At 64.7% G+C, this 17,073-nt stretch carries 15 protein-coding genes; 12 read left to right on the top strand and 3 right to left on the bottom strand.

Annotated elements, in window-relative coordinates; genetic code table 11:
- Positions 1–119: 119 nt before the first annotated feature.
- The gene (locus QRN51_RS02940) at positions 120–1,673 is read left to right on the top strand and encodes a glycosyltransferase family 87 protein (protein WP_284988550.1); all 1,554 of its coding nucleotides are present in this window, start codon (positions 120–122) and stop codon (positions 1,671–1,673) included.
- Complete coding sequence (locus QRN51_RS02935; protein WP_284988549.1) at positions 1,666–3,111, top strand: phytoene desaturase family protein; 1,446 nt, start codon at positions 1,666–1,668, stop codon at positions 3,109–3,111. Before QRN51_RS02940 ends, QRN51_RS02935 begins: the two co-directional genes overlap by 8 nt.
- Positions 3,112–3,311: 200 nt before the next feature.
- Here the strand turns inward: QRN51_RS02935 and QRN51_RS02930 are convergent, their stop codons facing one another.
- The gene (locus tag QRN51_RS02930) at positions 3,312–3,917 is read right to left on the bottom strand and encodes an NAD(P)-dependent oxidoreductase (protein WP_284988548.1); all 606 of its coding nucleotides are present in this window, start codon (positions 3,915–3,917) and stop codon (positions 3,312–3,314) included.
- Positions 3,918–3,999: 82 nt separating this feature from the next.
- Between QRN51_RS02930 and QRN51_RS02925 the strand changes: the two genes are divergently transcribed.
- A complete protein-coding gene (locus tag QRN51_RS02925) occupies positions 4,000–4,392 on the top strand; it encodes a winged helix-turn-helix transcriptional regulator (protein WP_284988547.1) in 393 nt (130 codons plus the stop codon).
- A gap of 72 nt (positions 4,393–4,464) precedes the next feature.
- Here QRN51_RS02925 and QRN51_RS02920 read toward each other — a convergent pair whose 3' ends face one another.
- Positions 4,465–5,163 carry an ABC transporter ATP-binding protein gene (locus QRN51_RS02920; RefSeq protein ID WP_284988546.1) on the bottom strand — a complete coding sequence of 233 codons (699 nt, stop codon included), beginning with the start codon at positions 5,161–5,163 and terminating at the stop codon, positions 4,465–4,467.
- 39 nt (positions 5,164–5,202) lie between these two features.
- On the bottom strand, positions 5,203–6,294 hold the full coding sequence (locus QRN51_RS02915) for an ABC transporter permease (protein ID WP_284988545.1): 1,092 nt from the start codon (positions 6,292–6,294) through the stop codon (positions 5,203–5,205).
- A gap of 268 nt (positions 6,295–6,562) precedes the next feature.
- Here QRN51_RS02915 and QRN51_RS02910 point away from each other — a divergent pair, with 268 nt between their 5' ends.
- The 9 genes from QRN51_RS02910 (at position 6,563) to QRN51_RS02870 (ending at position 17,056) form a co-directional block, all read left to right on the top strand.
- Positions 6,563–7,819, top strand: coding sequence for a sensor histidine kinase (locus tag QRN51_RS02910; protein ID WP_284988544.1), 1,257 nt, complete (start codon positions 6,563–6,565; stop codon positions 7,817–7,819).
- Positions 7,816–8,475 carry a response regulator transcription factor gene (locus tag QRN51_RS02905; protein ID WP_284988543.1) on the top strand — a complete coding sequence of 220 codons (660 nt, stop codon included), beginning with the start codon at positions 7,816–7,818 and terminating at the stop codon, positions 8,473–8,475. Before QRN51_RS02910 ends, QRN51_RS02905 begins: the two co-directional genes overlap by 4 nt.
- 191 nt (positions 8,476–8,666) lie before the next feature.
- Positions 8,667–10,658, top strand: a complete 1,992-nt coding sequence (locus tag QRN51_RS02900) for a penicillin-binding transpeptidase domain-containing protein (RefSeq protein ID WP_284988542.1) — start codon at positions 8,667–8,669, stop codon at positions 10,656–10,658.
- Positions 10,659–10,706: 48 nt separating this feature from the next.
- Positions 10,707–10,997: a hypothetical protein gene (locus QRN51_RS02895; protein ID WP_284988541.1), complete on the top strand. Its 291-nt coding sequence runs from the start codon at positions 10,707–10,709 to the stop codon at positions 10,995–10,997.
- 204 nt (positions 10,998–11,201) lie between these two features.
- Positions 11,202–12,482 carry an FAD-dependent oxidoreductase gene (locus QRN51_RS02890; protein WP_284988540.1) on the top strand — a complete coding sequence of 427 codons (1,281 nt, stop codon included), beginning with the start codon at positions 11,202–11,204 and terminating at the stop codon, positions 12,480–12,482.
- 23 nt (positions 12,483–12,505) lie between these two features.
- Positions 12,506–13,084: a TetR/AcrR family transcriptional regulator gene (locus QRN51_RS02885; protein WP_284988539.1), complete on the top strand. Its 579-nt coding sequence runs from the start codon at positions 12,506–12,508 to the stop codon at positions 13,082–13,084.
- Positions 13,085–13,118: 34 nt separating this feature from the next.
- Entirely contained in the window at positions 13,119–14,801 is a 1,683-nt protein-coding gene (locus QRN51_RS02880; RefSeq protein WP_284751030.1) for an ABC-F family ATP-binding cassette domain-containing protein, read from the top strand.
- Between the two features lie 294 nt (positions 14,802–15,095).
- A complete protein-coding gene (locus QRN51_RS02875) occupies positions 15,096–15,866 on the top strand; it encodes a DeoR/GlpR family DNA-binding transcription regulator (protein ID WP_284988538.1) in 771 nt (256 codons plus the stop codon).
- The gene (locus tag QRN51_RS02870) at positions 15,863–17,056 is read left to right on the top strand and encodes an MFS transporter (protein ID WP_284988537.1); all 1,194 of its coding nucleotides are present in this window, start codon (positions 15,863–15,865) and stop codon (positions 17,054–17,056) included. The genes QRN51_RS02875 and QRN51_RS02870 overlap by 4 nt, the downstream gene beginning before the upstream one ends.
- The last annotated feature ends 17 nt before the right edge of the window (positions 17,057–17,073 follow it).

Raw genomic sequence — 17,073 nt, 5'->3', positions numbered from 1 at the left:
GGCTATGCGTGGGCTTCCGCCTTTTAATGGCCCGAGTTGGGAAGGGCTGTCCTCGGCCGGATCCCGTCCCCCGCGCCTGGCCGGATCCCGTCCCCCGCGCCTGCGCTAAGCTCGATTCCATGCAGGAGACGAAGCCGCACAGCCCGGAAAAACGTGCTCGCTTTGTGGTTCCCAGCCGTAGTGATTCCTTGCTCAGGAACTTCACCGAGTTGATCGGAGGACCCCTCGGGCAGCGGTCCTCGCCTGGAGCGGTCTCCCCGGGATTCTTCACGGTTGAACGGGTCCTGATTATCCTCACGATCGTTGCGGCACTCCTGTCGATACTGATCAAGGGCTATTGCCGCGTTAACGGCTGGCACACTCCGCAGCAGTTCTACGCCACCTGCTACTCGGATTTCCCCGAACTTTTCAGCAGCCGGGGCCTTGCAGATGGCGTGTTTCCGCTCTTCGACCAGAAGGCCCTCTTCGAATATCCCGTGATCACGGGGCTGATAGCGGGTATCACTGCATGGCTCGTGCCAGGGCGCGGTGCCAGCCCGGACCGGATCCTTGGCTATTTCGATGTGAATGCCACGCTGATTGCGGCCATGTGGATCGTGGTTGTCCTGGCCACCGCACGCATCAACCGGCGCCGGCCGTGGGACGCGGCCATGGTGGCCTTGGCGCCCGGGATTGTGCTGGCCGGAGTCATCAATTGGGACATGTGGGCGGTGGCCATGCTTGCGGTGGGGATGTACTTCTTCGCTAAGGAACGTCCCGTCCTGGCCGGTCTGTTCATCGGTTTGGGGACGGCAACCAAGCTCTATCCGCTGCTCATACTCGGCGCAGTTTTCCTACTCGCGCTACGCACCGGCCGGCTGCGGGTCCTGTTTGTGACCACCCTGTCCGCGACGGTGGCTTGGTTGGCAGTCAATGTGCCGGTCGCGGCGGTCAATCCGGCCGGCTGGCGCTACTTTTTCGACTACACCCGTGATCGCCCCGCGGGCTACAGCTCGCCCTGGTTCGCCTACAACCTCGTTGCGGAGCGACTTCAACTGGTGCAGCTTGGCCCGGAAGCCATCAATGCCCTGGCGATGGACATGTTCCTCATTGCCTGCGTTTTGATTGCTGGATTGGCGCTGACAGCGCCACGGCGCCCGCGGCTAGCCCAGTTGACGTTCCTGATAGTGGCGGCCTTCATCCTGAGCAATAAGGTCTATTCGCCGCAATATGTGCTCTGGCTAGTGCCATTGCTGGCTTTGGCGAGACCCAACTGGCGCGATTTCCTGATCTGGCAGGCCGCCGAGGCGTTGCATTGGACCGCCACATGGATGTATCTGGGCCAGACGAGCAGCGGCGGGGCCGCGCAGAACAATATCGATATGCCGTATTACGTCATGGCCGTGATGCTACACATGGCCGCGACGGCATATTTGATGCTGCGGGTTGCGTGGGACATCTGGGAACCCCATCTGGATCCCCTCCGAGTCCAGGGGGTGGATGATCCTCACGGTGGTGTGTTCAACGGGGCCCAGGATTGGTTCCGGATAGACCTCAAGAGTCCGGCGGCATCAGTGCTGCCTTGGCGGAGGGCGACTGTGCTCTCGGGTGCGTCCCGGGCGACTGACCACGCCGCGCCGCCCGGGCACGACTCAGTGCCGTCTACGCACGGCGAGGCCGAACGCGATGGCTGAGGTCGCCGTCGTCGGCTCCGGACCGAACGGCTTGGCCGCAGCGGTAGTCATGGCCCGCGCGGGACTGGCTGTACGGGTCTACGAGGCCGCCGAGACGATCGGTGGGGGCACGCGGACGGCAGAACTGCTGGAACCGGGGCACGTCTACGACGTCTGTTCCGCGGTCCATCCGATGGCGCTGGCTTCGCGTTTCTTCCGGGAATTCGAACTCGAGCGGCGCGTGGCGCTGCGTTTGCCTGAGGTCCAATACGGAACTCCGCTCGACGGCGGCAGGGCAGCCCTCGCGTATCGCTCACTGGAGCGGACCGCTTCTGAACTCGGGGCCGACGGAGCTGCGTTTACCCGCCTGATGGGACCGCTGGTGGAGCGGCTCGGCGGGGTGCTGGACGTGACGCAGAACCAATTGCTGCGGATGCCTGCCGATCCGGTGGCGGCGTTGCGACTCGGCCTTGCAACCTTGGAGCAGGGTTCGCCGTGGTGGAACCGGCGCTTCGCCGGGGATGCGGCTCCCGCACTCCTGACCGGGGTCGCGGCGCACGCCGTCGCTCCCCTGCCTTCGCTCGCTGCCGCGGGGGCGGGACTCCTTCTGGGTGGGTTGGCTCATGCCGGCGGGTGGCCCATTCCCGTTGGTGGCTCCGTTGCTATTGCGGAGGCCATGGTCCGGGACATCGAGGCCCACGGCGGAGTGATTGAAACCGGGGTGCAAATAGACGCACTGCAAGAGTTGCGTCCCGCGAAGGCGATCCTGCTGGACGTTGCGCCCCCAGGACTGCTGCGCATGGCGGGTGCGGCGCTTCCCGATCGCTACCGGCGGTCGCTTGAAACATTCCGTTTCGGGAATGCAGCGTGCAAGGTCGATTTCATCCTGTCCGGGCCGGTGCCTTGGGCAGCTCCGGGGCTGGCAGCCGCCGGGACAGTGCACGTGGGTGGCACGCGCGCCGCCATGGCCGAGGCCGAGAACTTGGTAGCGGCCGGCCGACATCCCAAGAAGCCTTACGTCTTGGTGGCCCAGCCCTCCATCGTGGATCCCGGGCGGGCTCCCGTTGGGCGGCACATTCTCTGGTCCTACTGCCACGTACCCAAGGGTTCGACCACGGACATGGCCGAGGCGGTCATGTCCCGGATCGAGGAATTCGCGCCGGGCTTCCGCGACGTGGTGGTTGGCTGGAAGACGACGACGGCGGCAGGCTTGGCCGACTACAACGCGAACTATCTAGGCGGCGATTTCAGCGCGGGCGTTATGGACATTCGAGGGCTCGTGCAGCGTCCCGTGCTCTCTCCGGTACCGTGGCGGACCCCTTTGCCGGGGGTGTATTTGTGCTCCTCGTCCACACCCCCAGGACCCGGAGTAACAGGAATGCCGGGGTATCACGCTGCTAAATATGCCTTGAAGGACATGTTTGGACAGCAGGTACCCGGGCTGGGTTTGGGCGCGTAACCCCTCGACGCTCGCTCACGTATCTGCCCTTTTTCCTCGACGCTCGCTCACCTATGCCGTCGAAATCCGAAACGCTCGCTCACCTATGAGGCCGACCGGCGGATCGCTCCTGCAGATGATCTGCAGGAGCGATCGGTGCTTTTCCCTCAAATGTGAGCGAGCGTTGGCAAATGGGCTGTTATACGTGAGCGAGCGTTGGGTTAGTTGGCTGCCGTGAAGCGGGCCCGGCGGTGGGCAGGAGTTTCGATTTCGTCCAGCATGGCTACGGCGTAGTCCTGGGTGGAGATGGTGTTGCCTGCTGGGGAATCCTTGGCAGTGGAGTACTTTCCCGTGCGCTCACCTGGCTGGATGACAGGCGCGGGTGCGAGCACTGTCCAGTCCAGGCTCTCTGGAGTTTCCTTGACGGCGGCGAATGCTGCGGCCGCCGTGGTTGCTTCGGCCTTATAGGCCTCAGGGAAGTCGGGCGAATCGAGGAGGCGAACGCCGTCGATCTCCAGCGTGCCTGCTCCGCCGACGATCATGAGGCGGGTGCCTTCTGCGTTGCTGTAGGCGGTGTCCATTGCCGCAAGCCACTCTCCGTGGTCGCCTCCGGTGCGGCTCGGGCCGGTGGCGAGGATGACGGCGTCGTGCTCTTTGGCGATCTCCGCGAAACTATGGCCATCAGCGAGATCGGCAGCGAGGGCCTTCGCTCCGGCAACCTCCGAGCCCTTGCGGGAAATAGCGGTGACTTCGTGGCCGCGGGTGAGCGATTCGTTGACGATCTGGCTTCCGACCATGCCTGTTGCGCCGTAAACTGCGATTTTCATGACTCTCCTTGGGTTGCTATCCTTGCAATATCAAAACAGTATCTAATTGATACTGATAGCTTCAAAGGAACTTAGTTACCTCATGGATACCAACGACCTGCCGGCAAACGTCCTCGACCCTGATTGCCCGTCCCGGGTGATCTTTCAGCGCATCGGTGACAAATGGGCTTCGTTGGTAGTCCAGGTCCTCGCGGACGGTCCCATCCGCTTCTCCGAGCTTCGCAAGATGGTCCACGTCGTGACGCCGAAGGTGCTGACCCAGACCCTTCGAACCCTTGAGCGCGACGGTCTCATCACCCGGACCGTCCACGCTCAGGTGCCTCCGCGCGTCGACTATGAACTGACCGAGCTTGGAGCATCCCTGCTGGAACCATTGACCCTTTTGCGCCTCTGGGCGGAGGACCACGTGCCCAGCATTCTCAAGGCCCGCGATGCCTATGACGATGCCCAGGACGAGGCTGTCATCGGGGGCTGACCGTTCGCGCTTTCGCCCAACTGACTTGCATTTGTTGGCGTTTTGAGGGCTCAGAACGACATCTAATGCGAGTCAGTTGGGTGTCCCGACGGGGACGCCCGCACCGAGGCGCCCGTCCCGCATGGTCGCGACCGAATCGGTGAGCGGCAGGAACTCGGTGTCGTGCGTGACCATGACGGTCGCCGTCGCGAACTCGTCCGTGACCTCGCGCAGCAGCCGCACGATCGATTCACTACGCTCGTGATCCAAGGCCGCGGTCGGCTCGTCGACGAGCAGCACCCTGGGTTGGCCCATGAGCGCCCTCGCGATATTCACGCGCTGCCGCTGGCCTCCCGAGAGCTGGTGCGGCCGCTTATTGAGAGAAGGCCCGAGCCCGACGACGTCGAGCAGTTCCGTAGCGCGCTTGCGGGCCGCTTTGGCCGGCTTCCCCCGGAAATGGTCGCCGAGGATCAACTGCTCGACGGCGGTCAGCGAAGGCAGGAGGTTGGGTTGCTGGAAAATGATGCCCACCTTTTCCCGGCGCAGGGCAGTGAGTTCGGTGTCCTTGAGTTCCGTGGCAACCGTGCCGTCGACGATAACGAGCCCGGAACCCGGCCGGACCAAAGTTGCCGCCACAGCGAGAAGCGAGGACTTCCCGGAGCCGGATGGGCCCACGAGGGAAAAGAATTCGCCGGCGTCCACGCTGAGGTCCACGGCATCCAGGGCCTTGAGGGTGGAATCGCCGTCCGGATACTCCAAGGTGACGTTGACGAGGTTGAGTACGGGGTTCATTGATATGCCTTTCGTAGAATATTAAGTTTCGACGCTGGCCTAGTTGCCGCCGAGGGCAATGAGCGGATCCACTCTGGTGATGCTGCGTACTGCCAGCGCCGCACCGCCAAGCCCAAGGAGCACGATCCCGGCGATCGGGACGAGGGTAGTTAGCGGGGTCACGAGGAACGGGGCCGCCTTGGCAGCAAAGAAGCCGCCCAGAACGCCAAGGCCGCCACCCAATCCCGCGCCGGCGAGCAAGACGATTCCAGCTTGGACCAGCGCGTCCCGCACCACGTAGCCGGACGAAGCGCCCATGGCCTTGAGCACCGCGATGTCGCGCGTGCGCTGGACAGTCCAGACGGTCAGGAATGCAACGATGACAAGCGCGGAGATGCCATAGAGGAAGGCCTGCATGAGCATGAGGGAGCCGTTTTCGCTCTTGTAGGAGCCGAGGGCCTGGAACGAGCCGCTCGGGGTGGCGCTGACAGTGCCGGCCACCGCATTGGCGGCGTCAAGATCCACGGTGGCTCCGGCGCCGTACTCCACGGCAAGGACTGTCCCAATCGATTCCCCGGCAGGAATATGTGCGAGCTTCTGCCACGTAGCCCGGGAGGTCCAGACGACTCCGGTGTGTGAATACCACTCGTCCTGGGTGATGGCGGAAACCGTCAGACCCGTACCGCCTACCGTCACCCTGCTCCCGGTACTCAGCAAGAGTTCCTTCGCCAAGGACTCCCCGACCACCACTTCGCCTTCCTTCACCGCCACAGGTGAGATGCCGCCGTCGGCCCCGAAGACCGCCACGTTCGCAGTGCCGGCAGCATTATTGGCGGAATCGAGGGACTGGAACCGCGTCTGGCTAATACCAATGGCTTCGGCAGAGGCAACACCCGGCCGGTTCCGCCAAGCTTCGAGCTGCTTGTTGGAGACCTCCGATTCCGTATAGGAGGCCTTGGCCTCGCCTCCTGCTGGCGCGCCGAAGGCGATTTGCTGCGCCGGAAGTGCGGCAATGGCCGACGTCGACTGGTTGCCTAGGCCCGCTGTAAGCCCGGAGAGCATGACGAGGAGGAGTGTGATGAGGGCGACGACACTCCCCATGAGGGCGAAGCGGCCCTTGGCGAAGCGGATGTCGCGTATGGCGAGAAACATGGGTTTCCTTTGGTCGGAGGCGATCTTCTGGTCCTGTTTCAACTCTCCGGGCAGGGGGCGCGTGAAACATCGGGAAGTGGATGGACTCCTCCAGTCGCCTTGATTGACCCGCGGATCAACCATTCGGTTGATTGGGCCCGCATACCGCCGAATCCGGGTAAAACTGTCGGCGGGCGAGGCTACGCTGGAAGGCATGCAGGGAGACGATTCGCCCCAAGCCACGGCGCAGCCGCAGCCAGCGCCACATCAGCAGCCAAGTGGCTCGGCCATGATTTTGCGCGTCCTGCGCGTCAGCCTGCACGTTGGTTTTGCGGTGCTTCTCTTCGTGGCAGTCGTCAGGCTTGCGATCGCGGGCCTTTCGCCCTTCGCCACTTGGGCAGGCCTCGGCCTTGCCCTGCTGCTCGCTGCCGTCTACCTCTTGGGGACGGTCCTTGAAAAGAGGCACGCCGGCCATCCTGAGCGCTTCGATCCGAAGCCTTACGCGCGGTGGTGGCTCGCCGTCGTTGGTTTCCTGTGGCTGCTGCTCATGCTCATCAGTCCGGATTTCGCTTGGATAGCTTTCCCGTTGTTCTTCCTGCAACTGCATATCCTGCCGCGGCGCATCGCCCTCCCCGCGATTGCTGTCAGCACCGCACTCCTGATCGCGGCGATGTGGTTCCACAACCGTGGTGCCGGGGCGGATGCCCTGCAACTTGCCATGGTCCTCGGGCCTCTTTTCGGGGCCGCCTTCGCGGTTGTCACCGGCCTGGCGTATCGGGCGCTGTACGTCGAGGCGGAGAACCAGCGACTCGCCGCTGAGGAATTGCGCCGGACCCGGGCCGAGCTGGCACAAAGCCAGCACGACGCCGGTGCGCTGGCCGAGCGCGAAAGGCTCGCACGTGAAATACACGACACCTTGGCACAGGGATTCTCGAGCATCGTCTTGATGGGGCGCTCGGCGGAGAAAGCCCTCGACGCCGGTGACAACGCCGCGGCCCGCGATCGGCTCAGGACTGTCCGCGAGACAGCGGCCAGCAACCTGGCGGAAGCCCGCAATTTTGTCCGGGGACTGGGGTCCCCGGAGCTGGTCGAGTCCTCGCTCGCAGACACGCTGCGGCGCCTCTGCACCAAGACCGAGGCCGAGGCGGCCGCACGCGGAGCTACGTTGCGCTGCCGTTTCGAGCTCCAGGGCACGCCAGTGGCGCTGCCCAACCCTTACCAGACCACCTTGTTGCGCGCGGCTCAGTCTTCCCTGGCGAACGTGTGGGCGCATGCCCAGGCGAGGACCGCCGTCGTCACCCTGTCCTTCCTGGATGCCGAGGTAACCATGGACGTGTTCGACGACGGTGCGGGCTTCGATCCCGCAGCGGCCGCTGCCGCGGCAACCCGTGGCGACGGAACCGGCGTCGGGCTCAAAAGCCTGCGCGAGCGGCTAGCGGCCCTGAATGGAACGCTCGACGTCGAGTCGGCTCCCGGCGAGGGGACCGTGGTGGCAATCCGGCTGCCGCTGGGCACTAGCAACGCAGCCCTTGAGGCGTCCCCATGACCAACAACATCAGGGTTTTGCTGGTTGACGATCATCCCGTGGTGCGGGCGGGGCTCCGGGCCATGCTTGCCGACTTCGAAGGAGTCCAGGTCGTGGCGGAAGCGGCCGACGGCGGAGCCGCATTGGCGGAACTCTCGAAGCTCCACGCCCTCGGCGAACCTGTGGACGTAGTCCTCATGGACTTGCAAATGGGCTCGGGGATGGACGGCGTCACCGCCACCGGCAAGATCAAAGCCGGTGAGGCGGGGACTCCCCCGCCGCCGGTCCTGATCCTGACCACGTATGACAACGACGCCGACATCCTCGCCGCAGTGGAAGCCGGAGCGAGCGGATACATGCTTAAAGACGCTCCACCTGAGCAAATCCGGCAGGCCGTGGTGGCTGCGGCCGCGGGTCAGACGGCCCTTGCGCCCGAGGTTGCCGCGCGGCTCATGGGCAGGATCCGCAATCCGGTGCACGCCCTGAGCGCGCGTGAAGTCCAACTCGTGGAACTCCTCGCCACCGGAATGAGCAACCGTGCGATGGCGAAGCAACTCTTCATTTCCGAGGCCACGGTCAAGACCCATTTGGTGCACATTTACGGCAAGCTGGGTGTCGACAACCGGACCGCGGCCATCGCGGCGGCAACCCAGCGCAGGATCATCCGGAGTCAGTAGGGTTGGCGCGCAGCCTGGGTGCCTGTCGGACCCAACTGACTAGCAGTAAGTGTCGTTTTGACACCCGAAAACGACACTTACTGCGAGTTAGTTGGGCGAGGCCTGGTTCTTGAGCGCCTCAACCATCACAAAAGCGCAACGTGCTGTGATTTGTATCATTCCTGTCGGCCCGAGAAGGCATAATGGCGCAAATGGGGAAAACCAAGAATCTTGTCCTGGGGCTTGCCGCCCTGATGATCGCCGGCTCGCTGGCCGCATGTGATGACGGCCGCTCTGGGGCGGAGGGCGCTGCCAAGCAGCTCGCGTCGTCCCTCGCGGCGCTCGACGTCGGATCGCTCGCCGTCGACGGCAAGGATGCCGCAGCGGCGAATGAACAGCTCAAGGCGGTGTTCGCGGCCCTCGATCCGGCCAAGCCTTCGGTTGAAAGCGGCGCGGTAAAGCTCGACGGCGACAAAGCCTCGGTTCCGCTCAACTTCACGTGGAAGATCGGAACTGCGGAGTGGAAGTACACCTCCCAGGCCGCCCTGAAGAAATCGGGCGACAAATGGGCCGTCCAATGGAATTCGGCACTCTTGGAGCCGGATCTTAAGGACGGCGAGGTACTGGACAAGACCGTCACTGCGCCATCCAGGGCCGAGATCCTTGGCGCAGGGGACGCGAAATTGATCAGCTACCGTCCAGTGGTTCAGGTGGGCATCGACAAGACCGCGATTGGATCGGCGGATCCCGCGGCTTCGGCGGCGAAGCTCGCGCAACTGGTCGGCGTGGACGAAGCCGCGTATGTGAAGCAGGTCCAGGCGTCCGGCCCACAGGCATTCGTCAGTGCCATCACCCTGCGTCAAGAGGGCCGCACGATCACTGACCAGCAGATTGCTGCGATTCCGGGGGCCCGTGGCATTCCTGATTCCCTGCCTTTGGCACCGACGCGTACCTTCGCCCGCGCCGTGTTGGGTAGCGTCGCTGAGGCAAGCGCCGAACAGATCCAAAAAGCCGGGGGTGCCCTCAAGGCGGGAGATGTCGTCGGGACCGGCGGCCTGGAGGAACAATACGACAGCCAGCTCCGTGGCCAGGATGGGGTCTCCATCAAGGCCCGGCCGCAAGGCATGACCGACGACCAGATCAAGGCCGCGAAGCCCGACCCCCGCCGGGTGCTTTTTGCCGCCGACGCCAAGGCCGGCGATCCGCTGAGGACCACCCTAGATCCGCGCTTGCAACAGCTCGCCGAAGACACCTTGGCCGGGGTTGGCCCGGCGTCGGCAATTGTGGCGCTCCGCCCCTCCACCGGCGCCGTCCTGGCAGCGGCCTCCGGGCCCGGAAGCAACGGCTACAACACGGCAATGCTGGGCCAATACGCTCCGGGTTCCACCTTCAAGATCGTCGATTCCCTCGCCTTGATCCGCAATGGAATGACGCCGGATTCCAAGGTGGAATGCACGCCGACAATTACGGTGGACGGCCGGACCTTCAAGAACGCCGAAGGCTATCCGGCGTCGTCTCTTGGTTCTGTTGCTTTGCGTGACGCTTTCGCGCATTCGTGCAACACGGCCTTCATCAGTTCCAGGGACAAGGTCAGCCAAGCGCAGCTCGAGTCGGCGGCAACTTCATTGGGAGTGGCAGTCCAAGCCCCGAAGCTGGGGGCCGATGCCTTCCTGGGATCCGTCCCGGGAAACGCCGACGGCACCGAGCACGCAGCTTCGATGATCGGCCAGGGCAAAGTGCTGCTCTCTCCCCTCGCCGCAGCTATCATGGCCGGTTCGGTGGCACATGGCGCGCCGGTGTCGCCGCAACTCGTCCTGAACCCCGGCGCAGCCTCACCCTCCGCGGGTGCCACCCCGACGGCGTCCGGCTCGCCGTCGTCGTCGGCCTCCCTCGCCGCGCCAGCGTCTCCCGCCGCGCCGGCGTCCGACAAACCGGTCACCCCGGCGGAGGCAGCAGCACTTAGCGACATGATGAGGGCTGTGGTGACCTCCGGCCACGCCGGTTTTCTCGCCTCGGTGCCGGGGGCGCCCGTGGGCGCGAAGACCGGGACGGCCGAATTCGGAAACGACAACCCGCCCAAGACGCATGCCTGGATCGTTGCAGTGCATGGAGACCTCGCCGTGGCAGTGTTCGTGGAAGACGGCGGCCTCGGTGCAACAACCAGCGGCCCGTTGCTCAAGTCGTTCCTGACCGCGGCCGGCTGAGCGCCGCAGACCGCTGACCCACCACCGTCCGATCAGCGCCCTGTGAGCATGGGTCAGTTGCAGTGGTACATGGAGGGCATGAGGCACGCGCGCCTGGCGGCCGTGTTCGGCGTGATCGGAATCTTCTCATTGGGCGTTGTTTTCGGACCCTTGGCCATTATGCAGGCTAAGAAAGCCGAGGGATTCGGGGTAGCGGCCCAGGATGGAAAGATCCTCGGTTGGGTGGGGATCGGCCTGTTCATCTTATGGGTCCTGTTTTTCGTTGCCTACATTGTCCTGTTCGCAGCGATCATCGCGAACTTGCCACACACCCCGTACCCGGGCCGCACCGGCTCGTAACGGAACATTTCCTGACCGCGGCAGGCCCAGCTGCACGGGATTCGCCGCGATATGTGAGCGAGGGTCGCCCGAAAGGGGGCGATATGTGAGCGAGCGTCGCAGGGGGGAGGGGCGCCCTCTGGACAGGTATTTCCGGCGGGTGCACACTTAATTCAACGCTTGTTGAATTAGTTGCGGCAATGAAGTTCAACTCCGGGAGTGGCCATGAACCAGCCTGAAAGCACCACATGCGTCGTCGTGGGTGGCGGTCCCGCGGGGGTGATGCTCGGACTCTTGCTGGCAAGGGCAGGCGTCGAGGTCACGGTCCTCGAAAAGCATGCCGACTTCCTGCGCGATTTCCGCGGCGACACCGTCCATGCCTCCACCATCCGGCTCTTGGATGAGCTCGGGCTGGGCGAAGGATTCCGGGCCTTGCCGCAAAGCAAGCTTGGCAATTTCAAACTCCCGGCGGGCGGCAAGGAAGTGACCCTGGCCGACTTCGACCGCCTCAAGCCGCCCTACGATTACGTAGCCATGGTTCCGCAGTGGGACCTCCTGAACTTCCTGGTGGACGCCGCCCAGCAGGAACCGCAGTTCACGCTCCGGATGAACACTGAGGCCACGGACCTGCTGTACGACGACGGCGGGAAGGTCGCCGGGGTGGCGTACCGCACCCGGGACGCGGCATCCGGCGTCGAAACCGGGACGGGGGAGCTTCGCGCGACGTTGACGGTGGCATGCGACGGCCGCGGCTCGGTGCTCCGGCAAAAGGCAGGACTGGTCCCCCGCGAGTTCCCCGTGCCGTTCGACACCTGGTGGTTCAGGCTCTCCCGGCACGCGGACGAGCAGGAACAGTTGGCCTCGATCATGCCCCGCTTCTCCGGTGCCGATGTCCTCCTCAGCCTGACCCGCAAGGATTTTTACCAGATCGCCTACATCGCGGAGAAGGGCAAGGACCCGCAATTGCGCGCAGAAGGGGTGGAGAGCTTCCGTGCCCGCGTGGCCCGCATCCGCCCGGATCTCGCGGACCGCGTGGACGAAATCAGCTCGATGGACGATCTCCATTTGCTCGACGTGAAGCTCAACCGGATCAAGCCGTGGCACAAGCCAGGTCTGCTCCTCATCGGAGACGCCGCCCACGCCATGTCTCCCGCGGGCGGTGTGGGGATCAACCTCGCCATCCAGGATGCCGTCGCCGCTGCCCAGCGCATCGCCCGCCCATTGCTTCAAGGCACCCTTGGCGAGTCAGATCTCGCTTCGGTGCAGAAGCGGCGATGGTTCCCCACCGTGGTGATCCAGAATGTGCAGCTTGTCATTCAGAAAGCGGTCTTCGGTCCCGCTGTGAAAGGCCGGTTGACGGGCCCGCCCAGTCCAGTGGTCTTTGTCGCGCTCCACGTTCCTTGGTTCCGGAAACTTCCAGCACTCATGATCGCCTTCGGCCCGCGGCCGGAGCACGCCCCCGATTTCGCGCGCCGGAAGTCCGCCGTGACGCGGAAGCCGGTGTGAACAGGGGGCGCCGCCCCGGACAAGTGAGCAGCCGGGACGCAGTTCTCAGGGCGGCCCGCGAACAGTTCAGCCGCAAAGGATATGACGCCGCAACAGTCCGGGCCATCGCGGCCGAGGCCGGCGTGGATCCGTCCATGATCAACCATCATTTCGGCACCAAGGAGCAGCTGTTCATGGCTGCGCTCGAATCACCCGTGGATCCCAAGGACCACGTGTCGGCTGTCTTGAACGGGCCACGGGAGGACGTCGGGGAGAGGCTGGTGACCCGCTTCCTGACCGTGTGGGACTCGCCAGCGGGGGCAGCCGGCGTCGCGGTTTTGCGCACGGCGATGCAGCACGAGTGGAGTGCCGCGCTGGTCCGCGAGTTCATCCTGAACCGCGCTATCAAACCGCTTCTCGCGGGCCTGGGGGTGCCTGCGGAAGAGGCCTCGTGGCGCGGAAACCTGGTGGCATCGCAGCTTTCCGGACTCATCCTGACCCGCTACCTCGTTAAACTGGAGCCGATCGCCTCGGCGCCGCACGCCGTCGTCGTCCGGGCGTTGGGGCCGACAATCCAGCGGTATCTCACTGGCGCGGTTGGTGCGGACCACCTGGGCGGCTGAGGAGTCCCCCGCGGTCCGTGGGAAGATTGAACGCGTGGCCCATATTGACGTTTCAGGCATCGACTACTTCCTCTCCGACGGCACCCAATTGCTCAACGGTGTGACCTTCAAGGTCCCGGACGGCAGCAAAACAGCCCTGATCGGGCCCAACGGAACGGGAAAGACCACCCTGTTCAAGATCATCGCGGGCGACCTTACGCCTGACGAGGGAGTGGTAGGCCGTTCCGGCACGATGGGCATCATGCGCCAGTTCGTCGGCCAGGTCCGCGACGAATCCACCGTCCGTGACCTGCTCGTTTCCGCTGCGCCGCCGGCTCTCGCCGCGGCCGCCAAGGCGGTCGAGGACGCCGAGCTCGCCATGATGGAGCACGACGACGAGCCCACCCAAATGCGGTACGCCCAGGCGATCGTGGACTGGGGAGACGCCGGAGGGTACGACGTCGAGACCGTCTGGGACGAGGTCTGCATGGCCGCACTGGGCATCCCCTTTGACCGCGCACAGCACCGCCCGGCGTCGAGCCTTTCGGGCGGCGAGCAAAAGCGGCTGGTGCTTGAGGCGCTCTTCTCCGGACCTGACCAACTGCTCCTCCTCGACGAGCCGGACAACTACCTCGATGTTCCCGGCAAGCGTTGGCTCGAAAGCAAACTCAACGAATCCAAGAAGACCGTCTTCTTCATCAGCCACGACCGCGAGCTGCTCAACAATGCCGCAGGCCGCATCGTGACGCTGGAACCCGGCATCAACGGCGCCGGCGCCTGGGTGCACGGCGGCGGCTTCGGCACCTATGTGGACGCGCGGATCGACCGCAATGCGCGATTCGAGGAACTGCGCAAGCGCTGGGACGAGGAGCACCTGAAGCTCAAGGAACTCGTCATCATGTACAAGACCAAGGCGGCCTTCCGCTCGGACATGGCCAACAAATACCAGGCCGCCCAGACGCGGCTCGCCAAGTTCCTGGAGGCCGGGCCGCCCGAGGCCCTGCCGCTCGAGCAGAACGTGCACATGCGCCTCAAGGGAGGCCGGACGGCCAAGCGCGCCGTGGTGGCTGAAAAGCTTGAACTCACGGGACTGATGAAGCCGTTCTCCACCGAGATCTGGTTCGGAGACCGGGTCGGCGTGCTGGGTTCCAACGGCTCGGGAAAGAGCCACTTCCTGCGGCTCCTGGCCGCCGGTGGCACCGACCCGGAGCGCGAACATTTGCCGGTTTCCGACGTCGAAATCGCTGAAGTTCCGCACGAAGGCACCGTCAAACTGGGTGCCAGGATCCGACCCGGATTCTTCGCGCAGACCCATTCCCGCCCGGACCTCCTGGGCCGGACGCTCCTGGACATCCTGCACCGCGGTGACGAACACCGTTCCGGGCTGGGCCGCGAAGCCGCTTCGGGCGCGCTCGACTCCTACGGGCTGGTGGGCTCGGCCGAGCAGAAGTACGAGTCGCTGTCGGGTGGGCAGCAGGCGCGGTTCCAGATCCTGCTCCTCCAGCTCTCCGGAGCCACGCTCTTGCTCCTGGATGAACCCACGGACAACCTGGACCTGCACTCGGGCGAAGCCTTGGAGCGCGCGATCGACGCGTTCGAGGGCACCGTTCTTGCGGTTACGCACGACCGTTGGTTCGCGAAGTCCTTCGACCGTTTCCTCGTCTTTGGATCCGACGGCAAAGTCTACGAGTCCGACGAGCCCGTCTGGGACGAGTCGCGGGTAGAGCGGGCGCGCTAGCTTCCAGCCGCTTCCTCTGGGGGCGGCGGGCGCGGGTCCCGATGCGGGCCCGGGAACGCACGACGCCGTCCCGCGCCTTCGAACCCTCGCTCACCTATGGCGTGTGATCGCGGAACGCTCGCTCACCATAGGTGAGCGAGCGTCGGTGGAAAGTGCCCCATAGGTGAGCGAGCGTTTGAGTCGTTCGGCACGCAGGGTGCCTGCCGGCTCACGCGACCGGTTTACACGCCCCACCCACGCGGCCATATGATCACCAAAGATGATGAAATGATCATTTCTGGATAGCATATGAGCATGAGGACTGCTGACCGCCACCGGCTCATTGGCGAGCTGCTGCGCAAGCGCGAAGAGATTACCGTTGACGAACTGGTTGTCGAATGCGGGGCATCGGGGGCCACTATTCGGCGCGACCTGGAAATCCTCGCGTCCCACGGTGTCCTGCGCCGGGTGCATGGCGGGGCCCGCAGCCTCGTTGACCGCGGCGACAACGCCGGCTACGGGCAGCGCGAACTCGAGGACCAGGACGCCAAGGAGAGAATCGCCGTCGCCGTCGAACGGCTGCTCCGCGACCGCGATCATGTGTGGCTCGACAGCGGTTCAACGGCAACGGAGATCGCGCGCCGGCTCGCGCAGCGTGAACTGACCATCATGCCGATGTCCCTACGCGCGGTGGAGTTCCTGGCCACGGACCTTCCCTCGGGACGGCGTCCGGGCCTCCTGTTGCCCGGCGGCAGCCTGGTTCCCGGAGAGCAGTCATTCCGGGGACCAATGGCAGAGGCCAACATCCGCTCATTGCGCTTTGATGCGGCCATCGTGACGCCGTGTGCCATCAACCTCAAGGACGGCCTGCTGGCGCACGATCTCGAGGACGCCGCGATCAAGCGGGCAGGCTTGGAATCGGCCAGCCGGGTGATCGTGGCCTGCACAGGAAGCAAATGGAATGCACAGGCCGTGGCCTTGGTTGCAGCCATGGACGCGGTAGATGTCATTGTGACGGACCGGAAGCCAAGCACCGAAGAACGCACCCTACTTGAAAATCTCTCCGTGGAAGTTGTGATCGTATGACCACCAGCACCCGAACCGCTCCGAACGTCAAGGCCGCGGCAATCGCCACTTTCCTGGTCTTCGGCATGAACGGGCTGGTATTTGCCAGCTGGGCGGCGCGCATCCCCGCCGTCACCCAGACCCTGCACCTGACGTCCGGACAGATGGGCACCCTCCTGCTGTGCACCGCCGTCGGGTCCCTTGTGGCGCTGCCCTCCGCGGGGTGGGTTGTCGGCAGGATCGGTACGGCCAATACCGTCCGCGCAGCCGGGCTGCTGGCCGCCTCGGCGGGAGCGGCTATTGCCTTCTCGCTGATGGCTGGATCCGTGGCCGGCACCGCCCTGGCGCTGTTTTTCTTCGGTGTGGGAGTCGGTCTCTGGGACGTTTCGCAGAATATTGAGGGGGCCGACGTCGAACATCGCCTCGGGCGCACCATCATGCCGCAGTTCCACGCAGCCTTTAGCGGGGGCGCCTTTGTTGGTGCGCTGATTGGTGCATGGCTTTCCGAGATAGGCGTCGGACTTCCGGAGCACTTGCTGGTCATTGCCGGCGTCGTGGTTCTTCTCACCTTGACCGCGCCGCGCTACTTCATGCCCCACGAGACCACGGGAACGGCGCCCGACGACGGCGCGCCCGCCGTGAAGGGTCCCTCCGCCTGGCGGGACTCCCGCACCCTGTTGATCGGCGTCGTGGTCCTTGGGGCGACCCTGACGGAAGGCGCCGGAAACGACTGGATCGCTAAGGCATCGGTGGATGGCCTGAATGCTTCCGAATCGACGGGCGCTCTGTTGTTCGCGCTCTTCGTGGCGGCGATGACCTTGATGCGTTTCGTTGGCGGCCGTGCGATCGACCGGTTCGGACGCGTAGCCGTGCTGCGGGTCAGCATGGCCGCCGCAGCGGTGGGCCTGGCTCTCTTCGTTTTCGCGGGCAACCTCGTCCTTGCCGGGGTGGGTGCGGCCCTTTGGGGTATCGGCGCAGCCCTGGCCTTCCCGATGGGCATGTCCGCTGCTGCCGATGACCCGAAACACGCGGCCGCACGCGTCTCGGTGGTCTCGACCATCGGTTATGTGGCGTTTCTAGCCGGCCCGCCGCTTCTGGGATACCTCGGCGACCATACCGGTATCCACATGGCACTGCTTGCCATCGGGGTGCCGATCCTGATTGCCCTGTGGCTGGCCGGCGCCGCGAAGCCCCTCGTTAAAAGCAACTGACTCGCAGTTGTTGTCGT

Origin of the sequence: Arthrobacter sp. efr-133-TYG-120, from assembly GCF_030209785.1 — a bacterium.
Classification (GTDB): Bacteria; Actinomycetota; Actinomycetes; order Actinomycetales; family Micrococcaceae; genus Arthrobacter.
The sequence above is the reverse complement of the archived record's forward strand: the minus strand, read 5'-3'. Positions and strand labels throughout refer to the sequence as shown.